The following is a 14,592-nucleotide window of genomic DNA, read 5'->3' as shown; positions in this document are numbered from 1 at the left end:
CTATCTCACTCATTGAACTCCACGGTTTAATGAAACAACGACAGCAAAGGTGGGTTCCAACACAATGAAAATATTGACCGTGCTCGGCACAAGACCGGAAATTATACGGCTCAGCCTGATCATTCCAAAGCTGGATCGCTATGCGGATCAGCATGTGCTTGTGCATACGGGCCAAAATTACACGGAAAGCCTGAGCGGGCAATTCTTCCGTGAACTGGGGCTGCGTGCCCCGGATTATGTGCTTCAGGAGAAGGCGGGAACGCTGGGCAAACAGTTGTCTGCCATGTACTCGCAGATGGAGGATATTTTAAACAAGGAGCGCCCGGATCATGTGCTGCTGCTCGGTGATACGAACAGCGCCCTGTGCGCCTTGCTTGCGGAACGTATGGGCTATCCGGTCGTGCATATGGAGGCGGGTAACCGCTGCTACGATCTGGATGTACCGGAAGAGAAGAATCGCCGCGTCATTGACGCGATTTCTACGATTAATATGCCGTATACGGAGCAAAGCAAGCAGCATCTAATACGGGAAGGCTTTCCGAGTCAACGAATTATATTGACCGGAAACCCGATTTATGAAGTGATGCAGCATTACGAGAAAAAGGTGTCCGGCAGTGACATTTTGAAAAAGTTGGGACTGTCGCAGGGGCAATATTTCCTAGTAACTGCCCACAGAGCCGAAAATGTCGACCATCCGCCACATTTGCTGGCTATTCTGGATGGTCTGAATCGGGTAGCACAGCAGTCCGGACAGCGGGTCATTTGTAGTATTCATCCCCGCACCGCCGCTCGTATCGCGAGCCATCCGCCGATCCAGCTTGATCCGCTGGTGGAATTCCATGAGCCGCTCGGTTTTTTTGACTTCGTACTGCTAGAGCGGCATGCCCGCTGCGCTTTGACGGACAGCGGCACCGTACAGGAGGAATGCTGCATCATGGGTGTGCCGACGGTCACGATGCGCCGGACGACGGAACGGCCGGAAACCGTAGATTGCGGCAGCAATATCGTGTCCGGGCTGGATGGAGAGGTTATAGCGAACGCGGTAGCCTTAATGACCGGGATGAAGCATAAGTGGCAGTGTCCCGCAGGTTATCTGGCGGAGGATGTGTCAGATAAGGTAGTCAAATTTCTGCTTGGAGGGAAACGGCATGTTTGAAAACCAACGTATCTTGGTTACCGGCGGTACCGGCTCCTGGGGGCATGAGCTGGTTACCCAGTTACTGCCGCGTAACCCCAAAGAGGTCATTATCTTTTCGCGCGGAGAATCGAGTCAGGTGGCAATGAACAGGCAGTTTGAGGATGAACGACTTAGCTTCTGCATCGGGGATATTCGGGATAAGGATGCACTGGTTACCGCCTGTCAGGGTGTGGACTATGTATTTCATTTGGCGGCCCTCAAACACGTACCTGTATGTGAAGACCAGCCTTATGAAGCACTAAAAACGAACGTGGTAGGCACCCAAAATGTGATCGAAGCCGCTGTCATCAATCAGGTCAAGAAAGTCATTTATATCTCTACTGACAAGGCTGCGAATCCATCCAATTTTTATGGCATGACCAAGGCGATTGGTGAAAAGCTGATCGTCTACGCCAATCTGCTGAATAGCGATACACGATTTGTGACGGTGCGTGGCGGTAACGTATTGGGCACGAACGGAAGCGTGGTGCATCTCTTTCAAAGCCAGATTCGCCAAAAGGGTACCGTTTCGATCACGGATATGAACATGACCCGTTTTTTTCTGACTTTGCGGGATGCGATCAGCCTTCTGTTCAAAGCCTCGGTGGAAAGTATCGGTGGGGAAATATTTATCATGACCATGCCAACCTGCCGCATTTTGGATCTGGCCGAGGTGCTTATCGAGGATTCGGGCGTGGAAAATGTAGAAATCGTGGAAAAAGGTGTCCGTCCTGGCGAGAAAATTCATGAGATTTTAATGAGCGACTTTGAGAGTCTGACGACGGTCGTATACGACGAGCAATATTTAATCATTCTGCCAACGCTGAATATTCCTCAACTAAAGGATCGATATAAGCAATGCCCTCCAGTGTCGTTCAGCAGCTTTAGCTCAGAGTTCAATCTGATGTCCAAAGAGGAGATACGGAGGATTCTCCAGAGTGGAGGGTTCATTAAATGAAGCTTCTTATTTTGGGCGGTAACGGCATGGCAGGCCATGTGCTGGTCGATTACTTTCAAAAGCAGGGCGGATATAACGTGTTCTACACCACGCGTGATCCCAAGAATAAAGGGGGGCTGCTGCTGGATGTGAACGACAGTTTTAGGGTGGAGCAGCTGGTGCGGAGCGTGCGGCCTGACATCATTATTAATGCGGTGGGTGTGCTGAACCAGTATGCCGGAAAGGATCAGGTTACAGCATATCAAATTAACGGTCTGCTGCCGCACCTTCTCCAGCGGACGGCGGATAGCATCGGTGCCCGTTTCATTCATATCAGCACGGATTGCGTATTTGAAGGAAAGCGGATGCCAGGTCTATATGAAGAGACGGATCAGCCTGACGGGACAAGCGCCTATGCATTGACGAAAATACTCGGAGAAGTGAAGGCACCGGGACATCTGACGATTCGCACCTCCATTATCGGCCCGGAAATCCGGCCGGGGGGCATTGGTCTGCTGAACTGGTTCTTGCAGCAGAGTGGGGACGTTGACGGATATCGTCGCGTCTTTTGGAACGGGGTTACAACACTGGAGCTGGCTAAGGCTATACGGGTGTTGATGAATGAGCCGCTGGATGGACTCATTCATCTGGTTCATCCTGAACCGATCAGCAAGTATGATCTATTGCTGTTGTTCAAGGACATCTGGAAGAGGGAGGACATTCGGATCGTGCCGAAGGATGAGCCGGTGCAAGACCGGACACTTCGTTCTACCCGGGCCGATTTGCTCTACGATGTTCCTCACTACAGCATTATGCTGAAGGAGCTGCTGGAATGGACAGAAGCACAGCGGAACAACGTCGGCCCGTCATTGTAATTACTGGAGCGGCGGGCTATACCGGGATACACGCCTGCCGCCATTTTGCAAAGCTCGGCTGGGAGGTAGCGGCGCTGACCCGCACGGCTGCTTCCGCTCGGGAGCTGATCTTGCAGTTTAACGGTGATGAGAACGCCGGCGCAGATTCCGGCACCAGCTTTTACATCACGTCTTATGTATGCGATTTGCTCGACAAGGAGCGTCTTCGCGAAGTGATCGGCCAGATTGCACCGGATTATGTGCTTCATCTGGGTGGAAAAAATTCGGTGCCCGAATCATGGCAAAGCCCGCTGCTCTATATGGAATCGAATGTGCTGTCCACGTTGTATCTGCTGGATGCGCTGCGCCCTTTCCCCACAGCCCGGATTGTCGTGGCAGGTTCCCGGCTGAAAGCAGCTTTGCAGGCCCCGTATCATCCATCGCATCCGTACAGTCTCAGCAAAAGCCTTCAAGAGGCAGTCGCGCTCTCCTGGGGCGCGTTGTTTGGCCAATCCGTCATGCTGGCGGAGCCTTGCAATCTGATTGGCCCAGGTCCCTCCACCGGCTTTTGCGCATTGCTGGCGGGTCATATCATCCGTACGGAGCGCACGTACAAGGAGTTGGCAAGCGAATCAACTCCTGAGGCTTTACCTGCAACTGCACCGTTCCGGGTATCCTCCCGGCATGCGCGGCGTGATTTTCTCGATGTACGTGATGCCGTTCGCGCATACGGTGTGCTGCTGGAGCAAGGTGTGCCGGGGCAGGTTTACCCGGTCTGTACAGGTCGCATCGTGGAACTGGGTGACATCGTGGAACGTATGGTTGCACTGGCAAAGACACCTGTCGCCCTCCAATGGGGGGATACGGTAGAGCCAGCGTCTACAGATGCATACCGGGCAAAGGAGCTGGAGGACATGGGGTGGAGGCCGATTATACAGCTGGGGCAATCGCTGGAGGATTTGATTCGATACCGCCGAGCCGGAAAGGAAGGAACGATATGAGACCGAGTGTAACGATCGTCATTCCATTTTATAACTGTGGATACGTGGATCAGGCTGTGCAAAGCGCATTGGAGCAAACCTATGGTCCGCTTGAAATTATTGTCGTCGATGACGGTTCCACGACACATACTGAAATGCTTCAGCCCTATCTTCCATATATATATTATTTGGGCAAATCCAATGGCGGAACAGCCAGCGCACTGAATCACGGCATCCGTCATGCCAGCGGCGAATATATTGCGTGGCTCAGCTCAGATGATATCTATCACAAGGACAAAATTAACAATCAGGTATCCTTTATGGTGGAACAGGGGGCATATATCTCTCACACCAATTTTAATCTTATCAATCAATACAGCCAAATCACGAACCCGCAGGCGGCAGCCGTATTTCCGTCCATACCGGAGTTTTTCCATTTTTTTCAGCAAGGCAACCCGGTAAATGGGTGCACCGTCATGTTCAAAAAGGAATTGTTTGCGCATATCGGTCTGTTCGATGAATTGCTGCCGTACACCCATGACCTGGATATGTGGTATCGAGTCATGTTGGCGGGCTACCCTTTCCTTTTTCTGAACGAAGCGTTGGTTAACTATCGCTGGCATGACGAAATGGGGACAAAAAAGCATTGGCCTGCCGTTGAACAGGAATACAACATCACCCAGGCACGTTACAAAGATCGCTTCAATCAGCTGTTGAACGGTTTATCCTCATAAAGCTGGAAGTCTGTCAGGGGGGATTGATATGGTAGATACAGGTATTGTGATGCCGCTGTACAAACAGGATTTCGGTTATCTACAAGCCGCGATTTCGTCCGTACTGGCTCAGAGCTACGGAGCGTTCCGTTTCATCATCGTTATTGACGGAGCACCGGAAATGGTGGGACCGGCGCTCTATGCAGTAGGGGGGGACCCGCGCGTTCAGTTGATTACACTTCCCGAGAACAAAGGAGTATCCCATGCCCTCAATAGGGGGTTCGATGAGTTGTTGAAAGATCCTGCGATCACATATATAACCTGGGTATCCAGTGACAATGTTTATAATTCATCCTTTATTGAACGATTGAGACAGGAGCTGATGCAGGGGCCGGATTCGCTCGGCCTTGTGTTCTCCACTTTCCGCCAGATTGATGGTTCAGGAAGCCCGTTGTATGACGAGCAACATCAACAAGCGCTGATCCGGTATCAGAGCCAGCCGCATGAGGAATTGCTCAATGCCAGCATCGTCGGGGTTTCATTTATGTACAAAAGCCAATATGCCCGTCAGATCGGCGGCTATCGGTTGCAACCCGTGGAGGATTATGACTACTGGCTGCGACTGACCGAGACGTGCAGTATGAAATTCATCCCGGAGGTCCTTATGGATTACCGGGTGAATTCTGCTTTTAGTGTATCGGCCAGCTTGCACAGCCAGAAGGAGCATCGACGCTGGCGGCACGCATTTCAGGTTGCCAAGCATGAGGCGAGAGCGCGCCGGGGTATCCCGCTTGAAATGACCATTTTGATGCCCGTCACGGATATGACTCAGGCTGAGCCGTTGCTGGATCAATTGCTGGAGCAGCATTACAGCAATTGCTTGGTGCGGTTGCTGGATCTTACGCCTGAACAGGGCGCCTCTTCCTTCCTGCCGATGATGCTCGATCCTCGGCTAATCATAACGCCGAGACCACATTATTCCGTCGAGGAAGCATTGGTTCAGGCGATTGGGGAAACGGTGACTCACTTTGTTGTATGCTACGGTGTCAAACCTTATATCGCCGTGACAGATCTGCTGTACCTGACCGATTTACTGCGTTCCCTGCGGGATACCCATGCCTTTTCCTATTACACAGATGATCATTCCACCATAGGCAGCGGACGGGAAGTCATCGCTGTACCGCCGGAATGGAATTACGTTTATTACACCCATAGGCTGCATCAGGCGCTGGAACAGGGTCGCTTTTAACTAACAGGGGACAGCGCGGCAATCGTGGTCAATTCTGACTGAAGGACACGATGCTCCTGTACAACATTGCCGAACTGGTCCAATCCAAAGTTGGAAAGAACGACATTGGCTGGAACAGTAGCGACCACATCATATTGTACCTCATAGGCAAGTACGCCTTGTACAAAAAAGGTACGTCGGGCAATGGAGTTTGCAGGTACGCTAATCGCTGACACATACAACGGTATCTTGGTATCTGGCACGAGCGAAAAGAAAACTTGTACCGTTACGGTTGCTGGATTTACTGTATCCTCATTGACCACATTCACAACGATATTGGAACAGGCGGTGCCAAAATCTCTGGTGTTCGTCATATAACCGGTTGTAAAAGCCAAAACAATCATCCTCTCGAAAACAGAATATTGGATCGTCCCTATTGGGATGCTCCCATACTATGAATCTACTGAATGGAAAGCTTGTATGCTTGTCAGGAGTCTGCGCATAAAATTTAACAGAGTGCTTTTAGTGAGCCCATTTTTAGGTTACATCCAGCTCAGGTGGCTTGCCTAAATTTGAGCCTAGTGAAGCTGTCAATTGGATAGGTTCCAATATTGTGGTGGCTGAATCTGCGGATGGAGGGCAAACCTTTACGAACAGCAGGGTAACCAATAGTTCCTATAATCCTAACGGGAATAGCCCAGTTTCGGTTGTCACCAAATAACGGTTTCTTTGCGGTATGGATAGATGCACTATCGGGCTCTCAGCAAATTTACGGAAGTAACGGAATGTAGCTTAGCGTACGAGACAGGGGGAGGTGAGGCTGTTGTGAAAATTTTGTTGGCTACCTACTGGCCGATCCCTCATTTGGGAGGTGTGTGGCCGTTTATGCTGCAAATTAAACGACGGCTGGAACTGCTGGGTCACACCGTGGATTTGATGGGCAACGGACCGGATATACCCAAATACCATATTGTTTTTGAGAATAGGGAGCTGCTGAAGGAGCAGTTGTTGCCCATGCTGAACACGAAGTTGAATGAGACGGCTGTACCTGTATTACATCAGGACTCCTGGGTGCAGACGGTGGAAAAAGACCGATACTGCATGGAACTGGCGGCGGCGTATTTTGGAGTTGAACAATACGATGTCATTCATACACAGGATGTCATTGCGACACGTGCCCTAAGCCGGGTCAAACGTAAGGATAGCGCACTCGTGGCCAATATTCACGGCTCGCTGGCCCGCGAAGTCATGATGGCGATGGAACTAGAGCAGGAAGAGGGCTATCGCGAGTCGTTGATGTGGAAATATTATTGGGCGCTGGAGCACTATGGCGCTATATCCGCTAATATTACAATTACGTCTACGGAGTGGATGAAACAGACGCTCGTTCGTGATTTTGAAGTGCCTGAGCAACAGATTGCCACCTTCCAATATGGCTTGGATACCGAACGCTTCTGGGAAGTCCATGCGAAGGGAACGGACATGATACGACCCGCGGGGAAAAAGGTCATAATTTGTCCATCACGGCTGGTATATATCAAAGGGCTGCACTACTTAATGAGTGCTCTTGGTTTGCTGAAAGATCGGTGCACAGATTGGGTATGCTGGATTGTCGGAGAGGGAGACAAAAGGGAAGAACTTCAAACACAGGCTGAGGAGTTGGGGCTGAGGGAAGAGGTGGTTTTTCTCGGGCATCGTGAGGATGTGCCTGCCCTCCTGCAACTGGCGGATATTTTTGTTCATCCGAGTATACAAGATAATCAGCCATTTTCGGTTATGGAGGCGCAGGTTTTGGGGCTTCCGGCAGTGGTATCGGACGCAGGTGGGCTCCCGGAAATGGTGGAGCATGAACATACTGGGCTGGTCTCCCCGGTTGGCGATGTGGAGGTGCTAGCAGTTCATTTGCAACATTTACTGGCTCAGGATGATGTGCGTATTGCTATGGGGAACCGAGCCAAAGTATGGGGAACCACGCAATGGTCTCTGGATGTCATGATTGCACGACTCGTGAATATTTACGCGCAAGCGCTCAAGCAAGTACATTGATTCGATAGGAGGAGGGGGATCATGACTTTTCCAGTAGTTGGAGACTTGTACAACCGTATTTTTGAAATCGAGCAATCGCACCCGGATCTGGAGGTGGATTATGAAATATGGAATCGGATTAACACCTCTTTACCAGAACATTATAAGCTACCGGACGCGGACATACTGGAACGTCTGAAACAAGCTACGCGATGAGAGTGACGGTCGTCATTCTGAACCGGAACGTCCGTAATGCATATAAATATTCGACTGTTTCATTATATTTGAAGCAAGTCTAAAAGGCAGGCCGGAGCGTGATTCCCAGCCTGCCTTTTGGGCGATTACAGATCATGTTTCGTCCAGGTTTTCATCCACTGAATCTTCGTAGACCGAGCCTTGGATCACGAGTGGACCGGTGACAACGGCCCGACGGTCAGCCGATTGCACGGTCAGGCAATATACATATGACGCTGTCTGTTCCACAGTTTCCTCATACCTTAGCTCGGCAAAACCCTCCTGATAGCAGGAATCCTGCAACCAGTCCAGCACGGGACCCTGCCCGTCGTTGCGACGCAGCCGGATATCCAGCTCTCCGATATCCCAGTTGAGCAGTGGGTTTTCCCATGCCAAAGAGGCTTCAATGACAATACGTCCTTCAGACTCACTCACAGGAATGATCAACGTAGATAGCACGCTCTCCTGTTCCGTGACCTGAAAAGGCAGCGCATGTGTGCCTGCTTCGGCTTTGTTTTGTACCGAATATTTTAGCATACTTTCTTCCTCTCCTGTCCGTGTATTAGGGCGTCACGGTAAAATGACTGGCTGTACGCATAGCGACCACGTTCCCGTCCTCTACAAATTCAGCCAAAATAAAAAACGTTTCTGGATTGCATATATTTGTGACCACCCGCAGGTAAAAAGGATTTTGGGCTGTTTCCATGTCCTTGAGCTGTACGACAGACCCGGCTTGGGGAGAAGTGCTCAGGCTAAGTAGCTGACGTCGGAAAACGCCGCTATCATTTCCTATTTCCAACATTACATCGACAGGTCTCTTTTCACGATTGAACAGGGTCACATGGCAGCCCTGTATACTCGCGCTGTGATAAGCGAGGTGATGATCAGCAGATAAAAGAAACACGGACATATGATGAAGCCTCCTTGAATTCCGTTAGGTTACCAGCCTTATATCATATGAAAAATGGCCGTGTCTGGACTGGATAGTTGTACGCCTTTTTTGACAAAATACGCGCCGAGGTCCAACCCTTTTAGCAGAGCTGTGCATGTAATGTAAAGTGGAACAACCTGCGGTCTGAGGAACGGATTGCGTTAAAAAAGGAGGAACGGCTATGAGACTTGCACAGCTGGCAGGGGAATATGATGCGGTCTTCAGTCTGGGGCAAAACTGCACGCCTTCCATTCAATTGGAAAAGAACCGCCTGCGGCCATTTGCCGGGGTGCTGGACTGGATGATGTCTGATACGCTGTCCGATGTGAACCGCTTGCTTGAAAACCGGTTTGCCGGGTTTATGGATTTACCTAATTTAAGTGTCGTTGGTACGAGCCAACTGAACTATATGGTCAGAGATATTACTTATAACGTGATCTCAGTACATGATTTCCCGCAGGAACGCAATACGTCCGCAGATTTGGCGACTTATCCAGAGTTCAGGGAGAAGATAGACCGCCGTATCGAGCGTTTTTTTGCAAAAATGCAGATGGCGAAGCGCAGCTTGTTCGTCCGTATGCTGGGAACCTATGAAGAGGTGGAGGAACTGGAGCGTATCTTGTCCGACATGGTGGCGCATGAATTTCGACTGCTCATTGTGAACTGTTCCGATGTAACAGAACTGACTGAGGTCGACTGGCAGCTTCCAAATGTATGCGCGGTGGAAATGTCTTTTGCCGATGTATGGAATTATAAAAGTGATCCGCACTGGCGTACGCTTTTTCAGGGAATGTCCCTATCTTCGGAAAGGGGAGTACGGCGTGCTTGAGCGATTGCAGGGTTAGCCTGAATACATCGGAGCAACTGATTTCCTATCCTGCATTCAAAACGACGCTTGATCGCCGAATCGCACGTCTATTGGAGAAATCTGCGCTTGCGTCCCGTTTGCTGCTGGTTTCAGTGTCGCTGCCGCCAGAGGATATTTGGAGCGGACAGGATGAGATGTGGCGCTATATGCTGGAAAACGTCAGGCTGCACATCTGAGCATCTGGAACGTCTTAGATTGTCTTTGGTGTCTGTGCTTGTGCCTGCGCCAAGCTGTTGAGCGCCGCATAATATGATGGGAAGGGAAGAAAACTTGCTTCGGTTCAAAAGGAGGGTACGCTAGTGAAGGCTTTGGTCACCGGGGGAGCCGGATTTATCGGCTCTCATCTGGTGCGTGCGCTCGCCGATTCGGGCATGAAAGTGCATGTGCTGGATAATCTGACGACCGGGAATGTCGCAAATGTGGACCCGCGCGCGGTCATGCATATGGCGGATATCCGCAGCTCCGAGACCCGGACGCTGCTCATTCGGGAAAGCCCGGATATTGTGTTTCACTTGGCGGCACAGGCCGATGTCCAGCAATCCATCCATCGACCAGACGAGGACGCAGATGTGAATGTGATGGGGACGATTCGTCTGTTGCAGGCTTGTCATGAAGTCGGTGTATCCAAGCTGATATTTGCGTCCACATCCGGCGTATACGGTGAACTGCAAAAGCAATGTATTCAGGAAGACGATCCCGTGGAGCCGATTTCGGGCTACGGGCTTTCCAAGCTGACCGCAGAATCGTATATCCGGCTTTTTCATCGGTTAAATGGCATGAATTACACGATTTTGCGTTACGGCAATGTGTATGGTCCCGGTCAGGCGGCGAAGGGAGAGGGCGGTGTAGTTGCTCTTTTTATGGATCGGCTGAAAAAAGGAAGCCCCTTGCTCATTCACGGCGACGGAACACAAACCCGCGATTTTGTGTACGTCAAGGATGTAGTCAGAGCCAATATGGCGGCTATACGTGCAGCGGATCAACGTACGGTACATGTGAGTACGGGACGAACCACGTCCATCAATCGGCTGGCCTACGATTTGCTAAAGCTGCACGGTTCGTCCGTTCGCCCCGTGTATTCAGCTACCCGGGCGGGAGACATTCACCATAGCTGTCTTAGCAACGCAGTCGCGAGACATTGGCTTCGATGGGAGCCGCTATATGGCATCTCTGCTGGATTGAAGGAGACGTATGTGAGCAGTATTGGCTCAGGCAATGAAGGCATGTAGCGGGAGAGCGTGCGATTCAGGAAGGGGCTGGGGGCAGCCTCTTTTCTTTGTGTATAAAGGGAATTTAAGAAGCTTATCTGGATGAAGTGATTCCTGCGGCGCAATATGAAATCCGCTATTGTTGATATGGGACGATTTAACTAAAAAAGGATAAAAAAGGCGGCAGCCTCCTGATGGGAGACTGCCGCCTTTTGCTATTCGTCGAAAAATGTCTACATGTTCATTATAATTCGCCAGCCAGCTTCAAGGCTTGATCCAGCACGGCGGCACCGTTTGCTCTACCGTAAGCAATCGTATCAATGACATCCACCGGGATGCCATAGGGAGCTGCAATTTCGGCAACCGGCTTTTTACGCATCCGTACTTGAGGACCAAGCAAAATAGCAATTACAGAATCTTTAATGCCTTCCAGCTCTTCCTTAATGGTACTTTCGGGGATGGCTTCGATGTTAAGCTCTATGGATCTTGCTGCTGCTTCTTTTTTCATCTTGGAAACCAGAATGGACGTGGACATACCCGCAGAGCATGCCAGAATAATTTTTTTCATATTGGAACGCCTCCAGAAATTGATTTTAATTATTTATACTCTTCATCCAGATCAGCAACAAACGAGCGTTCTTTGATGGCAGATTGGTACCAGTAACCGGACTTCTTCAAATGCCGACTTCGATCATTCTCCAGGTTAATCTCCACCAGTCCATAGCGATTTTTAAAAGCATTCATGGGAGAAACGTTGTCTGTAAAGGCCCACAGCATATAACCTGTACAGTTGGAGCCCGCTTCTACAGCTTGTAGCGTATAGTATAAATGCTCAGTTATAAAGTCAATGCGATAGTCGTCCTGAATGATGTGCTCCTCATTTTTGAAGACAACCTCATTCTCAATGCCCATACCATTTTCCGCGACAAACCACTCGATATTGTTATATTCATTCTTGATACGCATTCCCATATCGTAAATGATCTTGGGATAAATCTCCCAGCCCCGTGACTTGTTCATTTTTTTACCTGGAAGATCAAAATGCTCATAGTAGTAAGAGGGGTGGAAGGGAATGTTTTCATTCCACGCTTTACTCTGCGCTTTGACCCGGTGCGGATAATAGAGATTGATCCCGACGTAGTCAACAGTATGTTCCTTAATCACTGTTAGTTCTTCCGTTGTAGCTTCAAATGTAATATCATGCTTGCTCATGAGATCGAACAATTCTTGCGGGTATTCGCCTTTAATAAGCGGGTCCAGAAATACTCGATTATAAAATAAATCATACACATGTGCCGCGTACTGGTCATGAGGGGCGCTTGATCGGGCATAGGTTACTTCAGGATTCAAAATAACGCCTATTTTAGCTCCGTTCTGATTATGGTTTTTGGCTTTGAAAAGTTGTACGCATTTCGCAGTAGCCAGCGTTTTGTTATAATTCCATTGCATCCACTTCCGCGTATTTTGTTCATAGGGATAGCGAAGGGCATCCAGATAGACACGAGTCTGTACAACAATGGGCTCATTAAATGTAAACCAGTGTTTTACCCGATCTCCGTATCGTTCAAAAACCTTTTCTGCATATTTCACAAACAGTTCCACTACATGCTTGGAAGACCAGCCCTCATATTTGTCCAGCAAATAAGCGGGCACCTCGTAATGCTCCAGACAAATCATTGGTTCGACCCCACTGGCAATCAACTCGTCAATGACCCGGCCCATATAATCCGCATACGTTTCATCCACGACAACATTCTCATAATCCGTTAAGAAACGGGACCAATTAATAGAAGTACGATAATGGGTCAGGCCAATCTGCTTCATCAGCGCAATATCCTCAGCATAACGATTATAGAAGTCGGTTGCACCCGCAGGTCCATATCCATTGTGCCAGACATAGCGGTCATTTTTGTACCATTGGTCGAGAAATGAGTCCTGACCTTCCTTTTTACCGCTCCAGCCCTCTGTTTGCCAGGCGGAAGCCGCAGCACCCATGATGAAATTCGACGGAATTTGTATCGTATGTTTAGCCATTACATGCCTCTCCTTTTCGTTCTATAGATTCCTACCGGGCTTTCCTTGCCTGAATCCATTAAGGCTGCGCTTTCAATCGGGAAATATACTTCCATAAGTAGCGCATTATTCAGCCGTTCGCTTGTTGGCAATTTTGACGAACGGAAAATAGATGATAATCGCTACCACAATACAAATGATCTGAGTTACGACGGCGCCAATGCTTCCACCTGTAGACAGGTAGGCATTAATAATAGGCGGAGTAGTCCATGGAACCATGACGACGGCCTTGCCTGCAAATCCAAGCAACGTCGAAAAGTAGCCAATCGTTCCTGTGATGAGCGGAGTAATAATGAAAGGGATAGCCATCAATGGATTCAACATAATTGGAAGTCCGAAAATGACAGGCTCGTTAATATTAAACAGGCCCGGTCCAAACGAAAGCTTGGTAATTTCCTTCATATCCTCACGCTTGGAAGCGATCATAATACAAATCAAAAGGGCCAGCGTAATCCCTGAACCACCGATACTCATATATACGTCCCAGAAAGGCATCGTAATAATGTTCGGAATGGGCAGTCCTTGCTCATAAGCAGTCATGTTGACGGTAATCGCTCCAAGCAGCAGGGGCTCACGAATTGGTTTCACCATTTGGTTCCCGTGAATGCCGATCACCCAGAAAATTTGCGCAACCAGCATCAGTACCAGTATCCCCGGCAGTCCTTGCACCACGGTCTCCAGAGGTTTTTGCACCACATTATAGACGGCATCATACAGGTAGAGACCCGTAAACTTATGAAAGAAGAATCCAAGCATCGAGAAGACAGTCACTGTAATGATGGTTGGAATGAGTGCCGAAAAAGAAACAGCCACATTGCTGGGAACACTTTCGGGCATTTTAATTTTTAGCTTATCGGACTTGCCCAGTTTGTTGTACAGCTCAACGGATAGAATGCTTATGAAAATACCTAAAAACAAGCTTTTGGTATCCGTAAACTGGCGGGCTATGACATCTGTTACCTTCTGCATTTCCCCGTTAACCATCAACTCAATCGTGGTCGGCGTCACAGATATAAAACAGATTACAGCGAGTAATCCTGGAAAGAGGTTTTTCTCCCCGTTAATTTTTCCTAGCTCCAGACCAATCATGAAAATAGCCAGGATGGTAAGGATGTTCAAGCTGGCATAGTTAATACCTGAGAAAATCGGTTTGTACTCTGCCAGGAATGAGAACGGCTTAAAATGGGCCAGACCGTTTACCGGGTCCATGACCATGTTGGAAATCAGTACAGCAAAGGCACCGACAATGATAACAGGCATTAATGTGATAAAGGCTGATTTGATCGCTATAATATATTTAAAATTGTTGATTGCATTTGCCACTGATGTGAGGCCGTCGACTAGCTTGTCTTTGAAAGCCATGG

Annotated in this window: 17 protein-coding genes; 11 read left to right on the top strand and 6 right to left on the bottom strand. The window is 49.3% G+C overall.

Features of this window, described 5'->3' with window-relative positions; all coding sequences use genetic code 11:
• Positions 1–64 precede the first annotated feature (64 nt).
• From wecB to HPL003_RS01000, 6 genes are read left to right on the top strand one after another with little or no spacing between them, the layout of a single operon-like run.
• Positions 65–1,156, top strand: coding sequence for a non-hydrolyzing UDP-N-acetylglucosamine 2-epimerase (wecB, locus tag HPL003_RS01025; RefSeq protein WP_014277771.1), 1,092 nt, complete (start codon positions 65–67; stop codon positions 1,154–1,156).
• Positions 1,149–2,135 carry a polysaccharide biosynthesis protein gene (locus HPL003_RS01020; RefSeq protein WP_014277770.1) on the top strand — a complete coding sequence of 329 codons (987 nt, stop codon included), beginning with the start codon at positions 1,149–1,151 and terminating at the stop codon, positions 2,133–2,135. The genes wecB and HPL003_RS01020 overlap by 8 nt, the downstream gene beginning before the upstream one ends.
• Positions 2,132–2,989, top strand: a complete 858-nt coding sequence (locus HPL003_RS01015) for a dTDP-4-dehydrorhamnose reductase family protein (RefSeq protein ID WP_014277769.1) — start codon at positions 2,132–2,134, stop codon at positions 2,987–2,989. The genes HPL003_RS01020 and HPL003_RS01015 overlap by 4 nt, the downstream gene beginning before the upstream one ends.
• Positions 2,947–3,969, top strand: coding sequence for an NAD-dependent epimerase/dehydratase family protein (locus HPL003_RS01010; protein ID WP_014277768.1), 1,023 nt, complete (start codon positions 2,947–2,949; stop codon positions 3,967–3,969). Before HPL003_RS01015 ends, HPL003_RS01010 begins: the two co-directional genes overlap by 43 nt.
• Positions 3,966–4,682, top strand: a complete 717-nt coding sequence (locus HPL003_RS01005) for a glycosyltransferase (RefSeq protein WP_014277767.1) — start codon at positions 3,966–3,968, stop codon at positions 4,680–4,682. Before HPL003_RS01010 ends, HPL003_RS01005 begins: the two co-directional genes overlap by 4 nt.
• Positions 4,683–4,710: 28 nt before the next feature.
• The gene (locus tag HPL003_RS01000) at positions 4,711–5,910 is read left to right on the top strand and encodes a glycosyltransferase family 2 protein (protein WP_014277766.1); all 1,200 of its coding nucleotides are present in this window, start codon (positions 4,711–4,713) and stop codon (positions 5,908–5,910) included.
• Here the strand turns inward: HPL003_RS01000 and HPL003_RS00995 are convergent.
• On the bottom strand, positions 5,907–6,293 hold the full coding sequence (locus HPL003_RS00995; protein WP_420795071.1) for a hypothetical protein: 387 nt from the start codon (positions 6,291–6,293) through the stop codon (positions 5,907–5,909). The two genes, HPL003_RS01000 and HPL003_RS00995, sit on opposite strands and share 4 nt — an antisense overlap.
• A gap of 421 nt (positions 6,294–6,714) precedes the next feature.
• Between HPL003_RS00995 and HPL003_RS00990 the strand changes: the two genes are divergently transcribed.
• Positions 6,715–7,935 carry a glycosyltransferase family 4 protein gene (locus HPL003_RS00990; protein WP_014277764.1) on the top strand — a complete coding sequence of 407 codons (1,221 nt, stop codon included), beginning with the start codon at positions 6,715–6,717 and terminating at the stop codon, positions 7,933–7,935.
• 21 nt (positions 7,936–7,956) lie between these two features.
• Positions 7,957–8,130, top strand: coding sequence for a hypothetical protein (locus tag HPL003_RS29100; protein WP_014277763.1), 174 nt, complete (start codon positions 7,957–7,959; stop codon positions 8,128–8,130).
• 132 nt (positions 8,131–8,262) lie between these two features.
• Here the strand turns inward: HPL003_RS29100 and HPL003_RS00985 are convergent, their stop codons facing one another.
• Both HPL003_RS00985 and HPL003_RS00980 read right to left on the bottom strand, forming a co-directional pair.
• Positions 8,263–8,685, bottom strand: a complete 423-nt coding sequence (locus tag HPL003_RS00985; RefSeq protein WP_014277762.1) for a hypothetical protein — start codon at positions 8,683–8,685, stop codon at positions 8,263–8,265.
• 25 nt (positions 8,686–8,710) lie between these two features.
• The gene (locus HPL003_RS00980) at positions 8,711–9,058 is read right to left on the bottom strand and encodes a hypothetical protein (protein WP_014277761.1); all 348 of its coding nucleotides are present in this window, start codon (positions 9,056–9,058) and stop codon (positions 8,711–8,713) included.
• Between the two features lie 202 nt (positions 9,059–9,260).
• On the opposite strand from HPL003_RS00980, the gene HPL003_RS00975 reads away from it, so the two are divergent.
• The 3 genes from HPL003_RS00975 (at position 9,261) to HPL003_RS00965 (ending at position 11,176) form a co-directional block, all read left to right on the top strand.
• On the top strand, positions 9,261–9,908 hold the full coding sequence (locus HPL003_RS00975; protein WP_014277760.1) for a DUF1796 family putative cysteine peptidase: 648 nt from the start codon (positions 9,261–9,263) through the stop codon (positions 9,906–9,908).
• On the top strand, positions 9,905–10,123 hold the full coding sequence (locus HPL003_RS00970) for a hypothetical protein (RefSeq protein WP_014277759.1): 219 nt from the start codon (positions 9,905–9,907) through the stop codon (positions 10,121–10,123). The genes HPL003_RS00975 and HPL003_RS00970 overlap by 4 nt, the downstream gene beginning before the upstream one ends.
• 123 nt (positions 10,124–10,246) lie before the next feature.
• On the top strand, positions 10,247–11,176 hold the full coding sequence (locus HPL003_RS00965) for an NAD-dependent epimerase/dehydratase family protein (protein WP_014277758.1): 930 nt from the start codon (positions 10,247–10,249) through the stop codon (positions 11,174–11,176).
• A gap of 223 nt (positions 11,177–11,399) precedes the next feature.
• Here HPL003_RS00965 and HPL003_RS00960 read toward each other — a convergent pair whose 3' ends face one another.
• From HPL003_RS00960 to HPL003_RS00950, 3 genes are all read right to left on the bottom strand, one after another.
• Positions 11,400–11,723, bottom strand: a complete 324-nt coding sequence (locus HPL003_RS00960) for a PTS sugar transporter subunit IIB (protein ID WP_014277757.1) — start codon at positions 11,721–11,723, stop codon at positions 11,400–11,402.
• Positions 11,724–11,752: 29 nt separating this feature from the next.
• Positions 11,753–13,189: a glycoside hydrolase family 1 protein gene (locus tag HPL003_RS00955; RefSeq protein ID WP_014277756.1), complete on the bottom strand. Its 1,437-nt coding sequence runs from the start codon at positions 13,187–13,189 to the stop codon at positions 11,753–11,755.
• A 105-nt stretch (positions 13,190–13,294) separates the two neighbouring features.
• Positions 13,295–14,590 (bottom strand): PTS sugar transporter subunit IIC, encoded by a 1,296-nt coding sequence (locus tag HPL003_RS00950; protein ID WP_014277755.1) that lies wholly within the window; start codon positions 14,588–14,590, stop codon positions 13,295–13,297.
• Positions 14,591–14,592 lie beyond the last annotated feature (2 nt).

It is taken from the genome of Paenibacillus terrae HPL-003, from assembly GCF_000235585.1.
In the GTDB taxonomy this organism is placed as follows: Bacteria; Bacillota; Bacilli; order Paenibacillales; family Paenibacillaceae; genus Paenibacillus; species Paenibacillus terrae_B.
Note: the sequence above shows the minus strand (reverse complement) of the source record. Positions and strands in the feature narration are given on the sequence as shown.